Raw genomic sequence first — 16,999 nt, 5'->3', positions numbered from 1 at the left:
GTGGCTCCCGCCTCCTTGTTCAGGCCGAAGAGTACCAGGAAGCTTTCTCTCGCGAGACTGACTTCGCATTACAAGGCAGGCTGAACAATCTCAGATGACGAGGTCGGGAACCGGTTAACAGTTTACGCTATTTTGCCTTCCGGAGGCCACATGACCTGTTTTGCCGGGATCGATATTTCTGCCAGAACCTTTACCTTTGCCGTACGCGTTAACGGTAAAACAACGCTGGTTTCTGAGCTTAATCAGACACCTGAGGACTATCAGGCTTTTGCGAAAAAGCTGATATCGCTGTCCCCCGAACGCATCGTTATGGAAGCAACCGGTGTCTACCATTTTGACCTTGCGGTGGCTCTTGTCCGTGCCGGGCTGCCCGTCTGCGTCATTAATCCCGCCAGTTATCACCACTATGCCGCCATGCGCCTGAACGCTGCCAAAACTGACGCCCGTGATGCGGTACTGCTGGCTGAATATGGAGAAAGCATGAGGCCTGCACTCTGGCAGGCTCCGGATGATGACTGCATGGCGTTGCGCGATATCGCCCGCATGATGACGCGAGCCGTTCAGTCCCGGACACGTTCAAAAAACCGTCTTCATGCGCTGGAAACCCGCGCCGGAACTGCCGATGTCCTGCTGGAGCTGGAAGAAGAAGACGTGGAATATTACAGCCGTAAGGTAGAGAAGCTGCACGCGCTGGCGCTGAAAATCATCGCGAAAAATAGCGCCCTGAAAGCGGCGTTCATGTGCCTGTGTTCAGCCAAAGGCGTCGGAGAGACAACGGCCATTACTGTACTGGGCGAGCTGAGCCTGCTGCCCCGGGATATGAAGGCAAATCAGGTAAGCCGTCATGCGGGCCTGCATGTGAGGCAGAGCCAGTCGGGCAGCAGCGTGAACCGTCCGGGACGTCTGGGTAAAGCGGGCAACGGTCATCTGCGTAGGGCGCTGTATATGGCCGCGCTGAGTGCTGCGCAGCATGAACCCCGCGCCGCGATGTTTTATCAGGGGCTGATAAAAAGAGGTAAGAAGAAAATCCAGGCGATATGCGCAGTAATGCGGAAATACCTGACCGGCTTATGGAGCTGTATAAAGCACGGTCAGGATTTTGATTCAGCGAGACTTTTTAGTACCAAGCATCGGGAAAGTGTTGATGCTTAACAGAGTATCTACGAACCGATGTGATGGTTAGTTATCGCGCGGGTTCTGGCAACCCACACGATGACACCGCAATGCAATCACGAAAAAATCAGACCGCCGTCCACGTTGATGGTTTGGCCGGTGATATAGCGCGCATCATCGGATGCCAGAAACGCCACCAGCCCAGCCACATCCTCCGGTTGTCCGGCGCGCTTCAATGGAATGTTCTCCACCCACTCCGCCATCAACTCACCTTTGCCATATTGTTTCTTCTCGCTGCTAAGGATTTCGCCCCACACCCGGTCATTGTAATCCCACATCTCGCTTTCGATGATGCCAGGGCAAAAAGCGTTAACGGTGATATGCCAGGGTGCTAATTCCAGCGCCAGACTTTGCGTGATGCCAATCACCCCCATCTTGCTGGCGGCATAATGCGGAGTATAGATAAATCCCTGGCGCCCCTGCCCGGATGAGGTGTTGATCAAACTTCCGCCACCCTGCTTCACCATATATTTTGCCGCTTCACGACAACACAGCCAGACGCCGGTGGTGTTCACCGCCAGAATCTTTTCGAAATCGCTTTTTGGCATGGTATCGAAGCGATCGATAGTGATCACCCCAGCATTCTGAATTGACACATCAATGCTGCCAAAACGCTCAGCCGCCTGCTGATAGAGTTGCTGCACTTCCGACTCGTTGGTGACATCCACCTGAAGCGCAAGGATCTCGCTACCGTACTGCTGCGTTAACTGCTCCGCTGTCTCAAACACCCGTTCTGCATTCGACACCATCACCAGCCGCGCGCCGTCCCGAGCGAAACGCGCAGCGATACCTGCACCAATGCCGCGACAGGCACCGGTAATCACCACTGTCTTTCCACTAAAATCGCGAGTCATATTGCCTCCTGTTATCCATGGGTGACTTCAGACAGGGCGGCTGATTGCTGCTTTTTTTCATGCCTGCGCAGCAGTACCACCTTGCTTTGTAATTTTTGCTGGAACTGATCGATCACTACCGCAGTAACAATCACCAGACCTTTAATCACCATTTGCCAGAAATCACTGACGCCCATCATCACCATGCCATCGGCCAGAAACACGATGACAAATGCCCCGATAATCGAGCCAGATACCCGGCCACGCCCTCCCGCCAGTGCCGTGCCGCCCAGCACCGTGGCACCGATGGCGTCCATCTCAAACATATTGCCGGTCATCGGATGGGCGGTTTGCAACTGCGACGCGACCACCAGTCCTACCAGGGCTGCACACAAGCCAGAGAAGGCGTAGACAAACACCTTCACTTTAATAATCGGCACCCCGGCCAGACGTGCAGCCGATTCATTGCCGCCGGTGGCATAGATGTAGCGACCGAGGGGGGTTTTGCGCGTCAGATAGAGGCCGAGTAGCAGGAAGCCCACCATCAGCCAGATGGGGATATAGATACCCAGCACCGTACCGGAACCCAACAACGCAAAGCCGGTGTTGCCCAACGCGGGCATCCCCACCAGATTGGCGTAAGTGCTGCCATCGTTGAACAGCAACGCCGAGCCGCGTGCGACATACATCATGCCAAGGGTGCAGATAAAAGGTGCCACACCCAGTCGCGTCACTACCGTGCCGTTAACCAAACCCAGTAGCACGCCAAACAGCGCCACCAGCAGAATCACTTCTGGCACGTTGAAGAACATCACGTTACCGCCCCATAACGGTAAACCGTTCGTAAGCAACGCACCGGCCACCATGCCACATATCCCAGCCACCGCCCCGACCGACAGATCGATACCGCCGGTGAGGATCACCAGCGTCATGCCGATGGCCAGCAAACCGGTGATCGCCACATGCTGCGTCATGATCAGCAGATTGGAGGTGGTCAGAAAGTTCGGCACCATCAGGCTGAAAAAGCTGATGACAATCAATAAGGCAATAAAGGTGCGCGCCTTCAGCAGATACATATAAAGCAAATATTTCTTATTCATGATTTTCTCCGGAAGGCTCAGTCATGCGGTGTCGACGCGCTGATCAGGGCTTCCCTGGTCGCCTCGCGTCGTGACAGATCGGCGGTGATGCGGCCATCGGCCATCACCAGAATGCGGTCTGCCAGCGCCATCACTTCATCCAGTTCGGATGAAGAGAACATCACCGCCAGCCCTTGCTGTGCCAGATTGCCAATCAGGTGGTACACATCAGTTTTTGCCCCGACATCAATACCGCGTGTCGGTTCATCCAGTAGCACTACTTGTGGGCCGGTCATCAGCGCTTTACCCAGCACCACTTTCTGCTGATTACCGCCGCTGAGTGAGGTAATCGGCAGTTCAGGATCGCTGACTTTGATCGCCAGATGGCCGATCATTTCGTCCACCCGACGCTGTTCCTTCTGCGGGCTGAGCAGACGCAGGGCGCGCCGGAAACCGCGCAGGCTAAGTTCGGTCAACGTCATGTTGGCAGTGATCGACATCAGCTGCACCACGCCCTCGGTCTGACGATCTTCCGGCACCAGAGTGATGCCTTTTTTCAGGCGCTGCTGGAAGTTTTTCCGGTCGAGGTTTTCACCGTTCAGGCTGACGCTGCCCGACTGACAATGCATCATGCCAATCAACCCCTTAAACAACTCGGTACGTCCGGCCCCCAGCAAGCCATAGATACCGATCACCTCACCTTTACGTAACGAAAAAGAGACATCATTCAGCTTGTAGCCACCATTCTGATGGAGCGCCGTCAGGCCGGTGACATTGAGTACCGTGTCGCCCTGGGGCGCAGGCTGGTAATCAAAATGTTTTTTCTTGTCGCCCACCATCTGCTCAATGATCCACGGGATTGAGGCATCCCGCACTTCACGTTCGCTGATAAAACGTCCATCACGGAAAATGGTGATATGGTCGCCAATCTCCATCAACTCCTCCAACCGATGGGAGATATAGATGATGGTTACGCCGCGTCGCTTCAGTTGTTCAATCACGTTGAACAGCACCTTAACTTCTGACTGGCTGAGCGCGCTGGTCGGTTCATCCATGATCAGCACTCGCGTATCTTTTGATAGCGCGCGGGCGATCTCCACCAGTTGCTGATGACCAATACCCAGTTCACCTAACGGGGCGTAAGGATCAACATCCAGCTCCAGCCGTTCCAGCAGCGATTTCGCCAGCGCGTATTGATATTTTTCGTTGATCACTCCACGCTGGAAAAATTCGTTGGCAATAAAGATGTTGTCCATCACATTCATATTCGGAAACAGGTTCAGTTCCTGAAAAATGATGCTGATGCCGTGCTGCTCGGCCTGATGAGTGGAGTGCAGCGAAACCGGTTGGCCGTCCAGCAGAATCTCGCCGGAAGACGGTGTCTCCACCCCCGCCAGCATTTTCATCATGGTGGATTTTCCCGCACCGTTTTCGCCAATCAACACGTTAACCTTGTTGCGATAAACGTGATAATTGACCTGGTCGAGGGCGGTGACGCCAGGATAGATGCGCGAGACATTGCGGGTTTCGATAATCACATCCGACTGTTCGGCGGGCTGAAGGTTTTGCATCGCCATCTCCTTATTGCCGGGTGATTTGCGCCGGGGTGATATCCGGTGCCTGTTGCGGAATGTCCCAACTGCTGAACACGCCAGCCAGTGCGACTTTATCGCCAGCCTGCGGTTTAAACCCCTGCATCATCGTCGAGGCCTGCTGGTTGATGGCGCGTCCATAGTCGCCAAACAGCACCTGATCATTAAAATCCTGATAGCTCGCGCCTTTATACGCATCACGCAAAGCGGTGCCACGAATAATCGGCCCCATCTGCACGGTCACTTCTTCACCGGAACTGTCTTTCACCGTCATTTTGCCACTGCGCGAAGTGGTGTTCACCGCGGTCACCTCCCCTTGCACGCTGACGCTGAATACGCAGGGATTCTCTTCCTGGCTGCGATAGCCATAGGTTTTGCAGGCGGTGTCAAAATCCTTCGCTGACTGCAATTCTTTCATCAGTTGTGCGAGAGGTTTGGCCTCATGCGCCACCTGTGGCACCAGCTTCTGCTGCCATGTCTGGGCGATGTTCACCATCTGCGGATTGGGGGGATTTTTCAGGTCGGCCAGCTCCTGCTGCGACACAATGCGGCAACCGCTGAGGATCACGACAGGAAGCAGTAGCCAGAGTCGTCTGTACATCACATTCTCCCTGGCGCCCGACAGGCGGGCGCACCTGTACGTAATTAAGATTTGTAATTAAAGTCCTGCACGTTTTTCGCATTGTCCGGGGTGATCAAAATGCCACGGAACATCACACGCTGTTTCTCGGGTTTGGTGCCCTTCTGGATATAGTTATCGAGATCCGTTACGCCTTCCGCCGCAATCGCCTGTGCCTGTAACATCACGGTGGCTTTCAGTGAACCGGCCTCGACCGCATCACGTTCATCGTTGCTGCCGTCGATCCCCACCACGATGACATCGTTACGCCCCGCCGCTTTCAACGCGGCAATAGCCCCCAGCGCCACCGGTCCGTTGCCACAGATCACCCCTTTCACATCCGGGTGTGCCTGTAAAATGCTGTCCATAATGCGTTTGCCGTCGATCAAGGTTCCTTTAGCATCCTGGCGCGCCACGCTCTGCATATCCGGGTATTGATCAAGCACCTGATGGAAGGATTTGGAGCGGGTGACGCAGTTGTTATCCGCAAGGTTGCAGGTCAGTTCGGCGTATTTGCCCTTTTCACCCATTTTTTCGACAAATACGTTGGCAACATCCGAACCTGCCTGGAAGTTATTGTGGGTAATCTGCACCAGCGCCACATCATCGACCGGAATTTCACGGTTGATCAGCACCACCGGAATACCGGCATCTTTGGCCTTTTTAATTGCCGCGACACTGGCGGTGGAGTCGGCGTTATCCAGCACGATACCCTGCACTTTCTTGCCGATGGCGGCATCAATCAATTCACTCTGCTTTTTCACATCTTCGCCATGTGACAGCACCGAGGTTTTGTAACCAAGCTGCTGTGCCTTAAGGTTGGCCCCTTTGGCTTCAGATGCGTAATAAGGGTTATCCAGTGAATTCACCAGGATCATGATGGTGCCTTTATCCGCCGCGAGGCTGGCTTGCGAAACCAGACAGCCAGCAAGAGCAGTAAACAGCAGGGTACGGGTTTTCATGGTGATGTCTCTCTTTGTAATTATTACGTTTGCAGGGTATCGCCTTCTCTGGTGCAGGCGCGGAATTACCAAATGGTGAAACCACCGTCGATCATCAGATCGGCACCGGTGATCATGTCGCTGCCGTTGCTGGCGAAAAACAGCACGGCCGCGGCGATTTCGTCGGTATAGGCGAAACGTCCCAGCGGGATCAGGGTTTTCATTTTTTCCCCTTTCTCACCGCGCCAGGCTTTTTCACCCATCGGCGTCAGTACCACCGTGGGGGACAGGGTGTTGACGTTGATGCGGTGCGGGGCAAACTCTTTCGCCATGACTTTGGTCATGCCCAGCAGCCCCGCTTTCGCGGAGGTGTAAGCCACATGGTTATCAATAGCGATCGACGCCGCCTGTGAGGCGATATTGATAATCTTGCCGCCCTTAGCCGCACGCACCATACGTTTGCCAGCAGCCTGTGAGCAGAGAAAAGGACCGGTGAGGTTGACGGCGATTTGCTTCTGCCACTCGGCAAAATCGGTTTCCAGTACCGGTTGCAACATCACGTAACCCGCGCAGTTCACCAGGATGTCGAGCTGACCGTAATGCTGCTCCACGGTGGAGAAAGCCTCTTCTACCGAGGCAGGATCGGTGACATCACAGCAAACCAACAGCACACGCCCGGCATCAAATTGCGCACTGACGCTGGCGACTTTGTCACTTTCGAAGGGAGGGTAAAGCAGCGCCAGCCGGGCACCTTTCTCCAGTAGCATGGTATTAGTGGCCATCGCGATACCGCCGAGACCGCCCGTCACCACCGCCACTTTGCCGGTCAGATCCAGGTCGGTATTCACGCCGTAGCGCAGATTGACATCATATTCCCCACTCATCCTCACTCTCCTTGGTTGTTGGTCGTTAGCTCTGGTTATGGTTGGTCGGGTGGTGACTCACACCTTTCATTTTCGAACAAAAATATAAGCTATCGTTTGTTAACGGTTTGTGGGTGAGATCAAATTTCATACAAATTACGGTAATAAATTTTATATCATTGAAATTTATCATAATTATTTTTAACGCAAAAATCAGGCATGGATAAAGACGCTATCGCCTTTCTGAGAAATCAATCTCATAACTCAATAACATTTTCGTTCGAAAATACATATGCGTGCGTGTCACCTCGCAAATCCCGCAAGCGCAGAGTAAAATCAGCTCGGGTTTCTTTTTGCAGAGATCAGACCGTGATTGGAAAAAGGGAGCGTTTCGATTGAAAAGCAAAACTGAGCAGTTGGCCGACATGCAACAGCGCCGTGACAAGATCCTGGAGATGATCCGTGAAGACGGCACGGTCACCGTAAAAGCGCTGACAGAAACCTTTGGCTTAACCGAAGCGACTATCCGTACCGATCTGCGCATGTTGCAAAAAGCCGGGCATGTGCAGCGTTACCACGGCGGTGCCACGCTGATGACCGGCAAGCAAAATACCGGTGCATTATTGCTGGAACGCCAGACGCATCTGGAAGAGAAAGAGGCAATTGGTCGCCTGGCAGCACATTATGTGGAAAACGGCGATACGGTGATTTTCGACTCCGGCACCACCACTACGGCGATTGCGGAAGCGATCGGACATATTCGTCGTCTGTCGGTGATCACGACGGCGGTAAATATCGCGTTGAAGTTGGGCGGCGAGCCGGGGATCAATATTTTACTGACCGGTGGTACCTTTAAGTTTCCGACGTTATCGACATCGGGAGAAAAAGCCGCATCGTTTTTTGAGAATGTGCTGGCAGAGAAACTGTTTCTCGCCACCGCCTGTATCTCACCCCGACTGGGTTTAAGTTTTCCCAGTGAGACGGACATTAAAGTGAAGATGGCGATGATTAATTCGGCCAGCACCGTCTATGTGGTGGCAGATTCCAGCAAGATTGACAAGGTATCGATGTTTGCACTGCCCTGTGACTGGAGCCATATTCACTATCTGATTACCGATAGCGGTATCACGCCTGCGCAAATCGCCGCGTTTGAAGCATTAGGCGTGCAAGTGCTGGTTGCCCCACTGGCTGTGGCACAGCGCCGGGCGATGTGATCGTAGCGGCGCGATAAATCGCGCCGCTACGAAACACTATGGATTAATTAAAACCCTAAACTGTCCAGCAGATCGTCCACCTGATCCTGGTTTGCCACCACCCCAGGCGCATCCGAGTGGATTTGCGGGCCATTCAGTAGGCTGGTGCTTTGCTTACGCTGCTCGGCACTCACTTCCGGCATGTTTTCCAGCAGCACCATCAACAGCTGGCGCTCAATTTCCTGGATCACATCCATCATGCGCTTGATCACCTGACCCGTCAGATCCTGGAAGTCCTGTGCCATCATGATTTCCAGCAGTTGCTTGTTGGTAAACGCGGTGTGCTCGGGCACGGCGGTGAGGAATTCACGCGTATCCGAAACCAACTCGCGCGCATCCGCCAGCTCAATCGGGTTTTCAAACCAGGCATCCCAGCGGCCTTTCAGCTGGTTAGCTCCGGCTTCCATTTTGTCCTGGTGCGGCTGCGCCGCTTCAACACAGTTCAATGCACGGTCAGCAGCCTGCGCTGTCATCTGCACCACATAATCCAGACGGTCTCGCGCGTCCGGAATCGCTTCCGCCGCTTCGGCAATCGCCTGATCCAGCCCCAGCTCACGCAGGCTGTCACGTAGCATACGCGTCAGCGAGCCAATGCGGGAAATGATATCCTGTGCCGAGACTTCTTCTGTTGGTTTCGGAAGGTCGCTCATCACATCTCCTTACATACCCAGTTTTTCGAAGATCTTGCCCAATTTTTCTTCCAGTGTGGCCGCAGTAAACGGCTTCACTACATATCCGCTGGCACCGGCCTGCGCCGCCGCGATAATGTTCTCTTTCTTCGCTTCCGCGGTGACCATCAGGACCGGCAGTTTGCCCAGCGTGGCATCAGCACGAATGGTCTGTAGCAGTTCCAGACCGTCCATATTTGGCATGTTCCAGTCAGAAATCACAAAGTCAAAGCCGCCTGCGCGCAGTTTGGTCAATGCATCAGCACCGTCTTCTGCCTCTTCAACGTTATTGAATCCCAGCTCTTTTAACAGGTTGCGAACGATACGACGCATCGTATTGAAGTCGTCCACCACCAAAAAGCGCATATTTTTATCAGCCATATCTACTCCTGTGTTGTCTTGCCCGGCAGGACGGGCCTGTTAAATTCGCAATGCCTGTCCGGCGCTAATTTTCGCCAGCATGTGCTGGCTGATGTGGCCCAAATCGACCACTTCGCTGGCACCGCCGAGCGCAATCGCCTCGCGCGGCATACCAAATACCACGCAGCTGGCTTCATCCTGGGCGATGGTCCAGGCACCGGCGCGATGCATTTCCAGCATCCCGGCCGCGCCATCGTTCCCCATCCCGGTCAGAATGACGCCCACTGCATTTCGTCCGGCGTTCACCGCTACCGATCGGAACAGCACGTCCACCGACGGCTTATGACGATTGACGGGCGGTGCGTCGTTAATCTTCACCACGTAGTTGGCACCGCTACGTGCCAGTTCCATATGCATTGCACCCGGCGCGATGTATGCATGACCGGGCAGAATACGTTCACCGTCTTCCGCTTCTTTCACGGTGATTTGGCACAGCTTATTCAGACGCTCAGCAAATGAGCGGGTAAAACCCGGTGGCATATGCTGGGTGATCAGCAGCGCCGGACTGGTGGCAGGCAGCGGCTGGAGCACGTGGCGGATCGCCTCGGTGCCACCGGTTGACGAACCAATCGCAATCAGCTTTTCACTACTCAACAACGGCATCGCTTTCAGCGTGGCCGGAACGGCTGTTGCGGCGCGGACATGCAACTTAGCCCGTGCCGCAGCGCGGATTTTGTCGGCAATCATCTGGCTGTAAGCCAGCATGCCTTCACGGATGCCCAGCTGCGGTTTGGTGACAAAATCCACCGCCCCCAATTCCAGCGCCCGCAGGGTAATCTCTGATCCTTTGCCAGTGAGTGATGACACCATCACCACGGGCATCGGACGCAGACGCATGAGCTTTTCGAGAAAATCGAGGCCGTCCATGCGCGGCATTTCCACATCCAGCGTCAGCACTTGCGGGTTGTACTGTTTGATTAGGTCGCGTGCCACCAGTGGGTCCGGTGCAGTCGCAACCATCTCCATATCGGGATGGCTGTTGATGATTTCGGTCATCAACTGCCGCATCAGCGCAGAGTCATCCACGCACATCACGGTGATTTTGCTCATCGTCTTTCCTTGGTCAGTCCATAGACAGTCTGTCCACGCAACCAGAACTCTTTACTGATCTGGCTGAAGTTCTCTGAATGCCCGGCAAACAACACACCACCCGGCTTCAGCAGGGGAACAAAACGGCGCAGGATTTGCTCCTGCGTCTCTTTATCGAAATAGATCATCACGTTGCGACAGAAAATCGCATCAAAGGGTCCGGGCAGAGACCAGTCATTGGCCAGCAAATTAAGCTGGGCGTAGCTCACCTGGCTGGACAGCTCTGAACGTACCCGCACCATCCCTTCATGTGGACCGGTGCCACGCAGGAAAAACCGCTGCAACTGAGATTGCGACAACGTGCGCAATTCCTCCTGGCGATACACCCCGGCAACCGCTTTTTCCAGCACCTGCGTATCAATATCGCTGGCATGGACCTGAAATTTCCCCGGCCCGGCACCCAGCGTCTCCGCCAGCGTCATCGCGATTGAATAAGGTTCTTCACCGGTTGACGCCGCAGCACACCACACGCTGTAGCTCCCACTGCGCTTGCGCGCATGGTCGGCGAGAATGGGAAAATGGTGCGCCTCACGGAAAAAAGACGTCAGGTTGGTGGTCAGGGCATTAATAAATGCCTGCCACTCGGCGCTGTTGGGATCCTGCTCCAGCAACGCCAGATAACGGCCAAAATCATCAATGTTCAGCATACGCAGGCGTCGCACCAGACGGTTGTAAACCATCTCGCGCTTATGGTCGGCCAGCACAATGCCTGCTCGCTGATAGATCAGCTGACTGATGCGACGAAAGTGCGCATCAGAAAGCGGCAGGCGCTGCACCATCTGCGTGAGCAACGAGGTCGCTTCATTTTGATCCATTAACGTCGATTTCTTCATCTCAGGTCACCCGGCAACAAACTGATTAAATTGTGATTACTACGGTTGCTACTGTGCTGCCAGTGCGCACCCAGGTACAGGGGGCCGTGTTGCCACGGCCTCGGGTTTAAAAGGTTTCCCAGTTATCGTCAGCGCGGGTGCCTGCCGGTTGTGCCAACGCTTTTGCCGCAGCCGGACGCAATAATTTTGGCGCTGTAGATACGTTAACGGCCTGGGCGACAAATTCTTTACCAATATTGAACACCGCCACTGACTGTTTCAGTCGGCTGGCCTGATCTTCCAGTGCGGCAGCGGCGGTGGCGGATTCTTCCACCAGCGCGGCGTTTTGCTGCGTAACGCGATCCATCTCGTTAACCGCCAGGCCAACCTGGTCGATACCACGGCTCTGTTCGTCCGATGCGGAAGCGATTTCACCCATGATGTCGGTGACACGCGTAACTGCATTGACGATGTTAGTCATGGTTTCACCCGCGCTTTCCACCAGCACGGAGCCGGTATCAACACGGCTTACCGAGTCTTCGATCAAACCTTTGATCTCTTTGGCTGCCTGGGCGCTGCGCTGCGCCAGACTACGCACTTCTCCGGCCACCACAGCAAAACCACGGCCCTGCTCACCGGCACGCGCCGCTTCTACCGCCGCGTTGAGCGCGAGGATGTTGGTCTGGAAGGCAATGCCGTCAATCACGCTGGTGATATCCGCAATCTTCTTCGAGCTACCGGCAATCTCTTTCATGGTGGTGACGACGCCATCCACCACTTTGCCACCCTGTTGTGCGGTTTCTGACGCAGTGAGCGCCAGCTGCGAGGCCTGACGGGCGTTTTCAGCGTTCTGTTTTACCGTCGCCGTCAACTGCTCCATGCTGGCCGCCGTCTCTTCCAGCGATGCCGCCTGCTGCTCGGTACGCGAGGAGAGATCGTTATTGCCCATAGCGATTTCGCTGGCACCGGTATAAATGGCGTCAGAACCATCACGCACGGTGCGAACCGTGCGCGCCAACTCCTGTTGCATATGCTGCAACGAGCTGAGCAGGTCACCCATTTCGTTACGTACATTCACCTCAACCCGCTGCGTCAAATCGCCACGCGCGATATGGCGGATATGTTCAATGCTCTGCTGCAACGGACGGATCAGCGCAGCACGCATACCGCTCCACACCAGCGCGATCAGCGTCAGTGTGACCGCCAGCATGGCAACAATCAGCCAGACCGATTTGTGATAAGCGGCGAGGTTGTCATCAATGCCACGCATCGCGAGAATTTTGTTGTAGCTCAGCCAGGCGTTGTAATCCTTGGCAAATTTATCCTGAAAACCCTGGGTGGGCTGGTCGACAAAACCTTTAAAATTGCCGGTGCTGAGGAAATCGATCAACTCCTGTAACGCGCCGTGATAAGCGTTGTAGTTCGCCTGCAACGTCAGCACGTTTTCTGCCGTTTTGCCCTTTTCCGACAGATTGTCATTAAATTCGGCGAAGCCCACATCGGCGTTCTTCAGCTCCTCACTGGCTAATGCCACCAACTCTTTCACGGTAGCACCCGAACCAGCCTGCTGAGTGTCCAGCAGATAACGGATCCCGGCACGGTTCAGCGTGTTGCGAGCCTGAACCAGAGAAACCCATGAGGTGCCCATCGCCCGCTGCAAGGTACTGAGGCGCTGGTTATAGGCAAAATTATCCTTATCGGCTTTCACCGTTTGAAAAAACATCCCTCCGGAAAACAGCTGCAGCAAGGCAAACAGTGCCAGTACACACAGCAGGCCGGAAACGACACGAATACGACTAAACATAAACACCTCATTGGTTGGCGGATCGCTTCTGTTATCGGCGTTGGGGGAGTGATCTTTATGTTGGATAGCAGGGGTTGGACCAGCTGAGCCTGTCCACTGGCATTTATCGTAGCGGCGCGATTTATCGCGCAATGTCGCGCGAGGTGCCGGATAAATCTGCGCGATAAATCGCGCCGCTACGTATTATGAGCTGTCAGTCAGCGAGGGGGTTAAAACGTTTCCCAGTTGCTGTCGCTGACCGGTGTAGTCACCGCTTTGCGCGGCGTATCCTGCACTTTCGGTGCAATCTGCGGATGGCGTGTCACTGCGGCAACCGCCTGCGCACGCGGAACTTTGAACACCGATACCGACTGACTCAAGCGGCTCGCCTGTTCTTCCAGCGAAGCCGCCGCGGCTGCCGATTCCTCCACCAGCGAGGCGTTCTGCTGCGTCACCCGATCCATCTCGGTCACCGCCTGGCCCACCTGATCGATGCCGCGGCTCTGCTCGTCTGACGCCGAGGCAATCTCGCCCATGATGTCCGTCACGCGCGTAACCGCATTGACGATATCGCTCATGGTTTCCCCGGCGGTGCCCACCAGCGTGGAGCCGGTATTGACGCGACTCACCGAGTCCTCAATCAACCCTTTGATCTCCTTCGCCGCCTGGGCGCTGCGTTGTGCCAGACTGCGCACTTCACCGGCCACCACCGCAAAGCCACGGCCCTGCTCACCCGCACGCGCCGCTTCCACCGCCGCGTTTAGCGCGAGGATGTTGGTCTGGAAGGCAATACCGTCAATCACGCTGGTAATATCGGCGATCTTCTTCGAACTACCGGCGATATCCTGCATGGTACGCACCACTCCATCCACCACCGTGCCACCCTTCTGCGCGGTTTCCGAGGCGCTGAGTGCCAGTTGCGAAGCCTGACGCGCATTCTCGGCGTTCTGTTTTACCGTGGCGGTCAGCTGTTCCATGCTGGCGGCGGTCTGCTCCAACGAGGCGGCTTGTTCTTCGGTACGCGCCGACAGATCATTGTTCCCGGCCGAGATCTCGCTGGCACCGGTAAAGATGGCGTCAGAACCGTCGCGCACATTGCTGACAGTACGCACCAGCTCCTGCTGCATCTCCAGTAACCCTTCCGCCAGCTGGCTCATCTCGTTGCGACCTTCCACCCGAATCGGCTGGGTCAAATCGCCCGCTGCGATATGACGAATGTGAGCCAACAGCTGTTGCAACGGCTGAATCAATACTGAACGCAAGCCGAACCAACAACTGACGATCACCGCGATCACCACCACCACCATCGTGCCCAGCAACCACATCATGGTGTTGAAGGCGCGCTCATTCTGCGCAACCCCGGCTGCCGCCAGTTCACCCTGTTTGGTGCGCCAGGCTTCATAGGTTCCTTTCATCACCACCTGTTTGGCCTCAATGTTCTGCGCAAACATGCCTTGCAGATCATCGGCCTTCAGGCGTTCCAGCATCGCTTTCAAACCGTTGTTGTAGGCCGCGTAATCCGTTTCCAGTCGGTCACGTAGCTCAACCGGGAACCCCGGTGTGCCAGGCAAATTGTAGTAACGTTGGAAATAGCCATCAGCCGCCTTGAGCTGCTTTTCCGTCTGCGCAATCAGTGCCGCCAACTGGCCGCCATTGGTTTGCGCCGCCATGCTGCCCTGCATACGTAACATCGCGCGGTTCAGCACTGTGCGGGTTTGGTTGAGTTCAATCCAGGCATCGCTCATCGCCGCAACATTGTTGGTAGACACCTGTGCGACCGCAAATGCCTCCTTATCTTTTTGTAAGGCTGACCAGAACAGGCCACCCGAAATTAACTGCAAAGCACCAAAGACCAGCAGGACGGTGATCAGGCTGGTCACTACATTGATTCGTTTTAACATGGGTTCTCCAAAAAAGTGTTTCGGCTCCCCCTGTTATCGACCGTGCCGCTGAGTTTCTGAGGGTATTTAAGTGACTTTACAAATTAAAATTCTGTCTTTTATGTTGATGCCAGAGTTTTATAACTAAAAAAATTAACATTAAAAAAAATGCGCCTTTATCAGGCGCATGTTTTAGGTCACTGTTCGTAGCGGCGTGGAGTTAAAACGTTTCCCAGTTGCTGTCGCTGACCGGTGTAGTCACCGCTTTGCGCGGCGTATCCAGCACTTTTGGTGCAATCTGCGGATGGCGCGTCACTGCGGCAACCGCCTGTGCATGCGGAACTTTAAACACCGACACCGACTGACTTAAGCGACTCGCCTGTTCTTCCAGCGAAGCCGCCGCGGCTGCCGATTCCTCCACCAGCGAGGCGTTCTGCTGCGTCACGCGATCCATCTCGGTCACCGCCTGGCCCACCTGATCGATACCCCGGCTTTGCTCATCTGACGCCGAGGCAATCTCGCCCATGATGTCCGTCACGCGCGTAACCGCATTAACGATATCGCTCATGGTTTCTCCGGCGGTGCCCACCAACGCAGAGCCGGTATTGACGCGATTCACTGAGTCCTCAATCAGGCCTTTGATCTCTTTCGCTGCCTGGGCGCTGCGCTGGGCCAGACTGCGCACTTCACCGGCCACCACGGCAAAGCCACGGCCCTGCTCACCGGCACGCGCCGCTTCCACCGCCGCATTCAATGCGAGGATGTTGGTCTGGAAAGCGATACCGTCAATCACGCTGGTAATATCGGCGATCTTCTTCGAACTGCCGGCAATATCATGCATGGTACGCACCACACCATCCACCACCGTGCCGCCCTTCTGTGCGGTTTCCGAGGCGCTGAGCGCCAGTTGCGAGGCCTGACGCGCATTCTCGGCATTCTGTTTCACCGTGGCGGTCAGCTGTTCCATGCTGGCGGCAGTCTGTTCCAGCGAAGCCGCCTGTTCTTCGGTACGCGCCGACAGATCATTGTTTCCGGCCGAGATCTCGCTGGCACCGGTAAAGATGGCGTCAGAGCCGTCGCGCACGTTGCTGACGGTACGCACCAGCGACTGCTGCATCTCGTGCAGATTGGTCGCCAGCTGGCTCATTTCATTACGCCCTTCAATGGCGATGGTTTGTGTCAGGTCACCCTGCGCGATGTGCTGAATATGGCGAATATTGCTGTTAAGTGGGTTGATCAGCACCTTACGCAAGCCAAACCAGCACAACACAATCACCGCCACCACCACCGCCATCACCAGCCCAATCAGCCACATCATGCGTTTGTAAGCAGACAGGTTGGCCGCAACGCCAGCTTCGGTCAGACGATCCTGATCGGCACGCCATTGGGTGTAATCCCGCAGAAATGCGCTCTGTGAAGGGGCCACCGGCAGCTTACCGGCTTTCTCTATATCGTTGGCCTGCAATGCATCCTGCATCTGGCTCAGCGCAGCGGCGTAAGCAGCATAGGTCTGATCCAGATGTTTATTGAGTTGTGCATCCTGCCCTGGGGTATCCGGGGTGTTTTTGAACAGCTGGTAGTTATCTGCCGCTTTCTCCTGAAAGCCTTTGCTTTGCTGATACAGCGTCGCGAGATCGGCGGTTTCACCCGACAGTTTGCTGTTAGCAACACGTAGCATAACGCGCGTCAGCAGCACCCGACTCTGGTTGAGGCTCATATAAGCATCGTTGATCGCAGCGGTATTTTTGCTCGCCAGCTGCGCGACGTTGAAACTGGTTTTGTCATCACTTAATGCTTTAAAAAACAGCGAGCCTGATGCCAGCTGTAAAAAGCCAAAGATCAACAGCACCAGCAATAAACTGGTGACAACGCGGATTTTCGTAAACATACCTTGCCCTGAAAAGTGAAAAAAATGCAGTGGAGTTATCGGCGTGAAGTTGGTGAAATTGAGAGCAAACGGTGAATTAATTGCAAAATTGTTGTTGATTTATAAG

General features: G+C 55.0%; 15 protein-coding genes. 2 read left to right on the top strand and 13 right to left on the bottom strand.

The annotated features are described in order from the left end of the window. Window positions 1-150: 150 nt before the first annotated feature. Window positions 151-1,152 carry an IS110 family RNA-guided transposase gene (locus tag AC6I8W_RS09120; RefSeq protein WP_497835483.1) on the top strand — a complete coding sequence of 334 codons (1,002 nt, stop codon included), beginning with the start codon at window positions 151-153 and terminating at the stop codon, window positions 1,150-1,152. Between the two features lie 77 nt (window positions 1,153-1,229). On the opposite strand, the gene AC6I8W_RS09115 is transcribed toward AC6I8W_RS09120, so the two are convergent. The 6 genes from AC6I8W_RS09115 to AC6I8W_RS09090 form a co-directional block, all read right to left on the bottom strand. Continuing rightward, the gene (locus AC6I8W_RS09115; protein ID WP_497837868.1) at window positions 1,230-2,027 is read right to left on the bottom strand and encodes a glucose 1-dehydrogenase; all 798 of its coding nucleotides are present in this window, start codon (window positions 2,025-2,027) and stop codon (window positions 1,230-1,232) included. A gap of 11 nt (window positions 2,028-2,038) precedes the next feature. Next, entirely contained in the window at window positions 2,039-3,106 is a 1,068-nt protein-coding gene (locus tag AC6I8W_RS09110; protein WP_497837867.1) for an ABC transporter permease, read from the bottom strand. A 17-nt stretch (window positions 3,107-3,123) separates the two neighbouring features. Continuing rightward, the gene (locus AC6I8W_RS09105) at window positions 3,124-4,656 is read right to left on the bottom strand and encodes a sugar ABC transporter ATP-binding protein (RefSeq protein WP_497837866.1); all 1,533 of its coding nucleotides are present in this window, start codon (window positions 4,654-4,656) and stop codon (window positions 3,124-3,126) included. Window positions 4,657-4,666: 10 nt separating this feature from the next. After that, window positions 4,667-5,278: a DUF2291 family protein gene (locus tag AC6I8W_RS09100; protein ID WP_480370599.1), complete on the bottom strand. Its 612-nt coding sequence runs from the start codon at window positions 5,276-5,278 to the stop codon at window positions 4,667-4,669. A gap of 44 nt (window positions 5,279-5,322) precedes the next feature. Further along, window positions 5,323-6,258, bottom strand: a complete 936-nt coding sequence (locus tag AC6I8W_RS09095; protein ID WP_480370596.1) for a D-ribose ABC transporter substrate-binding protein — start codon at window positions 6,256-6,258, stop codon at window positions 5,323-5,325. 65 nt (window positions 6,259-6,323) lie between these two features. Continuing rightward, entirely contained in the window at window positions 6,324-7,121 is a 798-nt protein-coding gene (locus AC6I8W_RS09090) for a GolD/DthD family dehydrogenase (protein WP_497837865.1), read from the bottom strand. A gap of 374 nt (window positions 7,122-7,495) precedes the next feature. Between AC6I8W_RS09090 and AC6I8W_RS09085 the strand changes: the two genes are divergently transcribed. Continuing rightward, on the top strand, window positions 7,496-8,314 hold the full coding sequence (locus tag AC6I8W_RS09085) for a DeoR/GlpR family DNA-binding transcription regulator (RefSeq protein WP_013508789.1): 819 nt from the start codon (window positions 7,496-7,498) through the stop codon (window positions 8,312-8,314). A 47-nt stretch (window positions 8,315-8,361) separates the two neighbouring features. Here the strand turns inward: AC6I8W_RS09085 and cheZ are convergent, their stop codons facing one another. The 7 genes from cheZ to AC6I8W_RS09050 all read right to left on the bottom strand — a co-directional run bounded on the left by cheZ (window position 8,362) and on the right by AC6I8W_RS09050 (window position 16,893). Continuing rightward, a complete protein-coding gene (cheZ, locus tag AC6I8W_RS09080; protein ID WP_013508788.1) occupies window positions 8,362-9,003 on the bottom strand; it encodes a protein phosphatase CheZ in 642 nt (213 codons plus the stop codon). 9 nt (window positions 9,004-9,012) lie between these two features. Next, complete coding sequence (cheY, locus tag AC6I8W_RS09075) at window positions 9,013-9,402, bottom strand: chemotaxis response regulator CheY (RefSeq protein WP_013508787.1); 390 nt, start codon at window positions 9,400-9,402, stop codon at window positions 9,013-9,015. 39 nt (window positions 9,403-9,441) lie between these two features. Next, the gene (locus AC6I8W_RS09070) at window positions 9,442-10,491 is read right to left on the bottom strand and encodes a protein-glutamate methylesterase/protein-glutamine glutaminase (RefSeq protein WP_497837864.1); all 1,050 of its coding nucleotides are present in this window, start codon (window positions 10,489-10,491) and stop codon (window positions 9,442-9,444) included. After that, entirely contained in the window at window positions 10,488-11,363 is an 876-nt protein-coding gene (cheR, locus tag AC6I8W_RS09065; RefSeq protein WP_497837863.1) for a protein-glutamate O-methyltransferase CheR, read from the bottom strand. Before cheR ends, AC6I8W_RS09070 begins: the two co-directional genes overlap by 4 nt. Before the next feature lie 106 nt (window positions 11,364-11,469). After that, the gene (locus AC6I8W_RS09060; RefSeq protein WP_497837862.1) at window positions 11,470-13,146 is read right to left on the bottom strand and encodes a methyl-accepting chemotaxis protein; all 1,677 of its coding nucleotides are present in this window, start codon (window positions 13,144-13,146) and stop codon (window positions 11,470-11,472) included. 209 nt (window positions 13,147-13,355) lie between these two features. Then, window positions 13,356-15,026 (bottom strand): methyl-accepting chemotaxis protein, encoded by a 1,671-nt coding sequence (locus tag AC6I8W_RS09055; protein ID WP_497837861.1) that lies wholly within the window; start codon window positions 15,024-15,026, stop codon window positions 13,356-13,358. 199 nt (window positions 15,027-15,225) lie between these two features. Then, a complete protein-coding gene (locus tag AC6I8W_RS09050; protein ID WP_497837860.1) occupies window positions 15,226-16,893 on the bottom strand; it encodes a methyl-accepting chemotaxis protein in 1,668 nt (555 codons plus the stop codon). Window positions 16,894-16,999: the final 106 nt, after the last annotated feature.

It is taken from the genome of Pantoea sp. X-Soil-TKNS-1211, assembly GCF_059730495.1.
The sequence above is the reverse complement of the archived record's forward strand: the minus strand, read 5'-3'. Positions and strand labels throughout refer to the sequence as shown.

Excerpts from the sequence above, each read along its gene's own strand:
- AC6I8W_RS09120 (WP_497835483.1), top strand. The coding sequence starts at position 151 with ATGACCTGTTTTGCCGGGATCGATATTTCTGCCAGAACCTTTACCTTT.
- AC6I8W_RS09115 (WP_497837868.1), bottom strand. The coding sequence starts at position 2,027 with ATGACTCGCGATTTTAGTGGAAAGACAGTGGTGATTACCGGTGCCTGT.
- AC6I8W_RS09110 (WP_497837867.1), bottom strand. The coding sequence starts at position 3,106 with ATGAATAAGAAATATTTGCTTTATATGTATCTGCTGAAGGCGCGCACC.
- AC6I8W_RS09105 (WP_497837866.1), bottom strand. The coding sequence starts at position 4,656 with ATGCAAAACCTTCAGCCCGCCGAACAGTCGGATGTGATTATCGAAACC.
- AC6I8W_RS09100 (WP_480370599.1), bottom strand. The coding sequence starts at position 5,278 with ATGTACAGACGACTCTGGCTACTGCTTCCTGTCGTGATCCTCAGCGGT.
- AC6I8W_RS09095 (WP_480370596.1), bottom strand. The coding sequence starts at position 6,258 with ATGAAAACCCGTACCCTGCTGTTTACTGCTCTTGCTGGCTGTCTGGTT.
- AC6I8W_RS09090 (WP_497837865.1), bottom strand. The coding sequence starts at position 7,121 with ATGAGTGGGGAATATGATGTCAATCTGCGCTACGGCGTGAATACCGAC.
- cheZ (WP_013508788.1), bottom strand. The coding sequence starts at position 9,003 with ATGAGCGACCTTCCGAAACCAACAGAAGAAGTCTCGGCACAGGATATC.
- cheY (WP_013508787.1), bottom strand. The coding sequence starts at position 9,402 with ATGGCTGATAAAAATATGCGCTTTTTGGTGGTGGACGACTTCAATACG.
- AC6I8W_RS09070 (WP_497837864.1), bottom strand. The coding sequence starts at position 10,491 with ATGAGCAAAATCACCGTGATGTGCGTGGATGACTCTGCGCTGATGCGG.
- cheR (WP_497837863.1), bottom strand. The coding sequence starts at position 11,363 with ATGAAGAAATCGACGTTAATGGATCAAAATGAAGCGACCTCGTTGCTC.
- AC6I8W_RS09060 (WP_497837862.1), bottom strand. The coding sequence starts at position 13,146 with ATGTTTAGTCGTATTCGTGTCGTTTCCGGCCTGCTGTGTGTACTGGCA.
- AC6I8W_RS09055 (WP_497837861.1), bottom strand. The coding sequence starts at position 15,026 with ATGTTAAAACGAATCAATGTAGTGACCAGCCTGATCACCGTCCTGCTG.
- AC6I8W_RS09050 (WP_497837860.1), bottom strand. The coding sequence starts at position 16,893 with ATGTTTACGAAAATCCGCGTTGTCACCAGTTTATTGCTGGTGCTGTTG.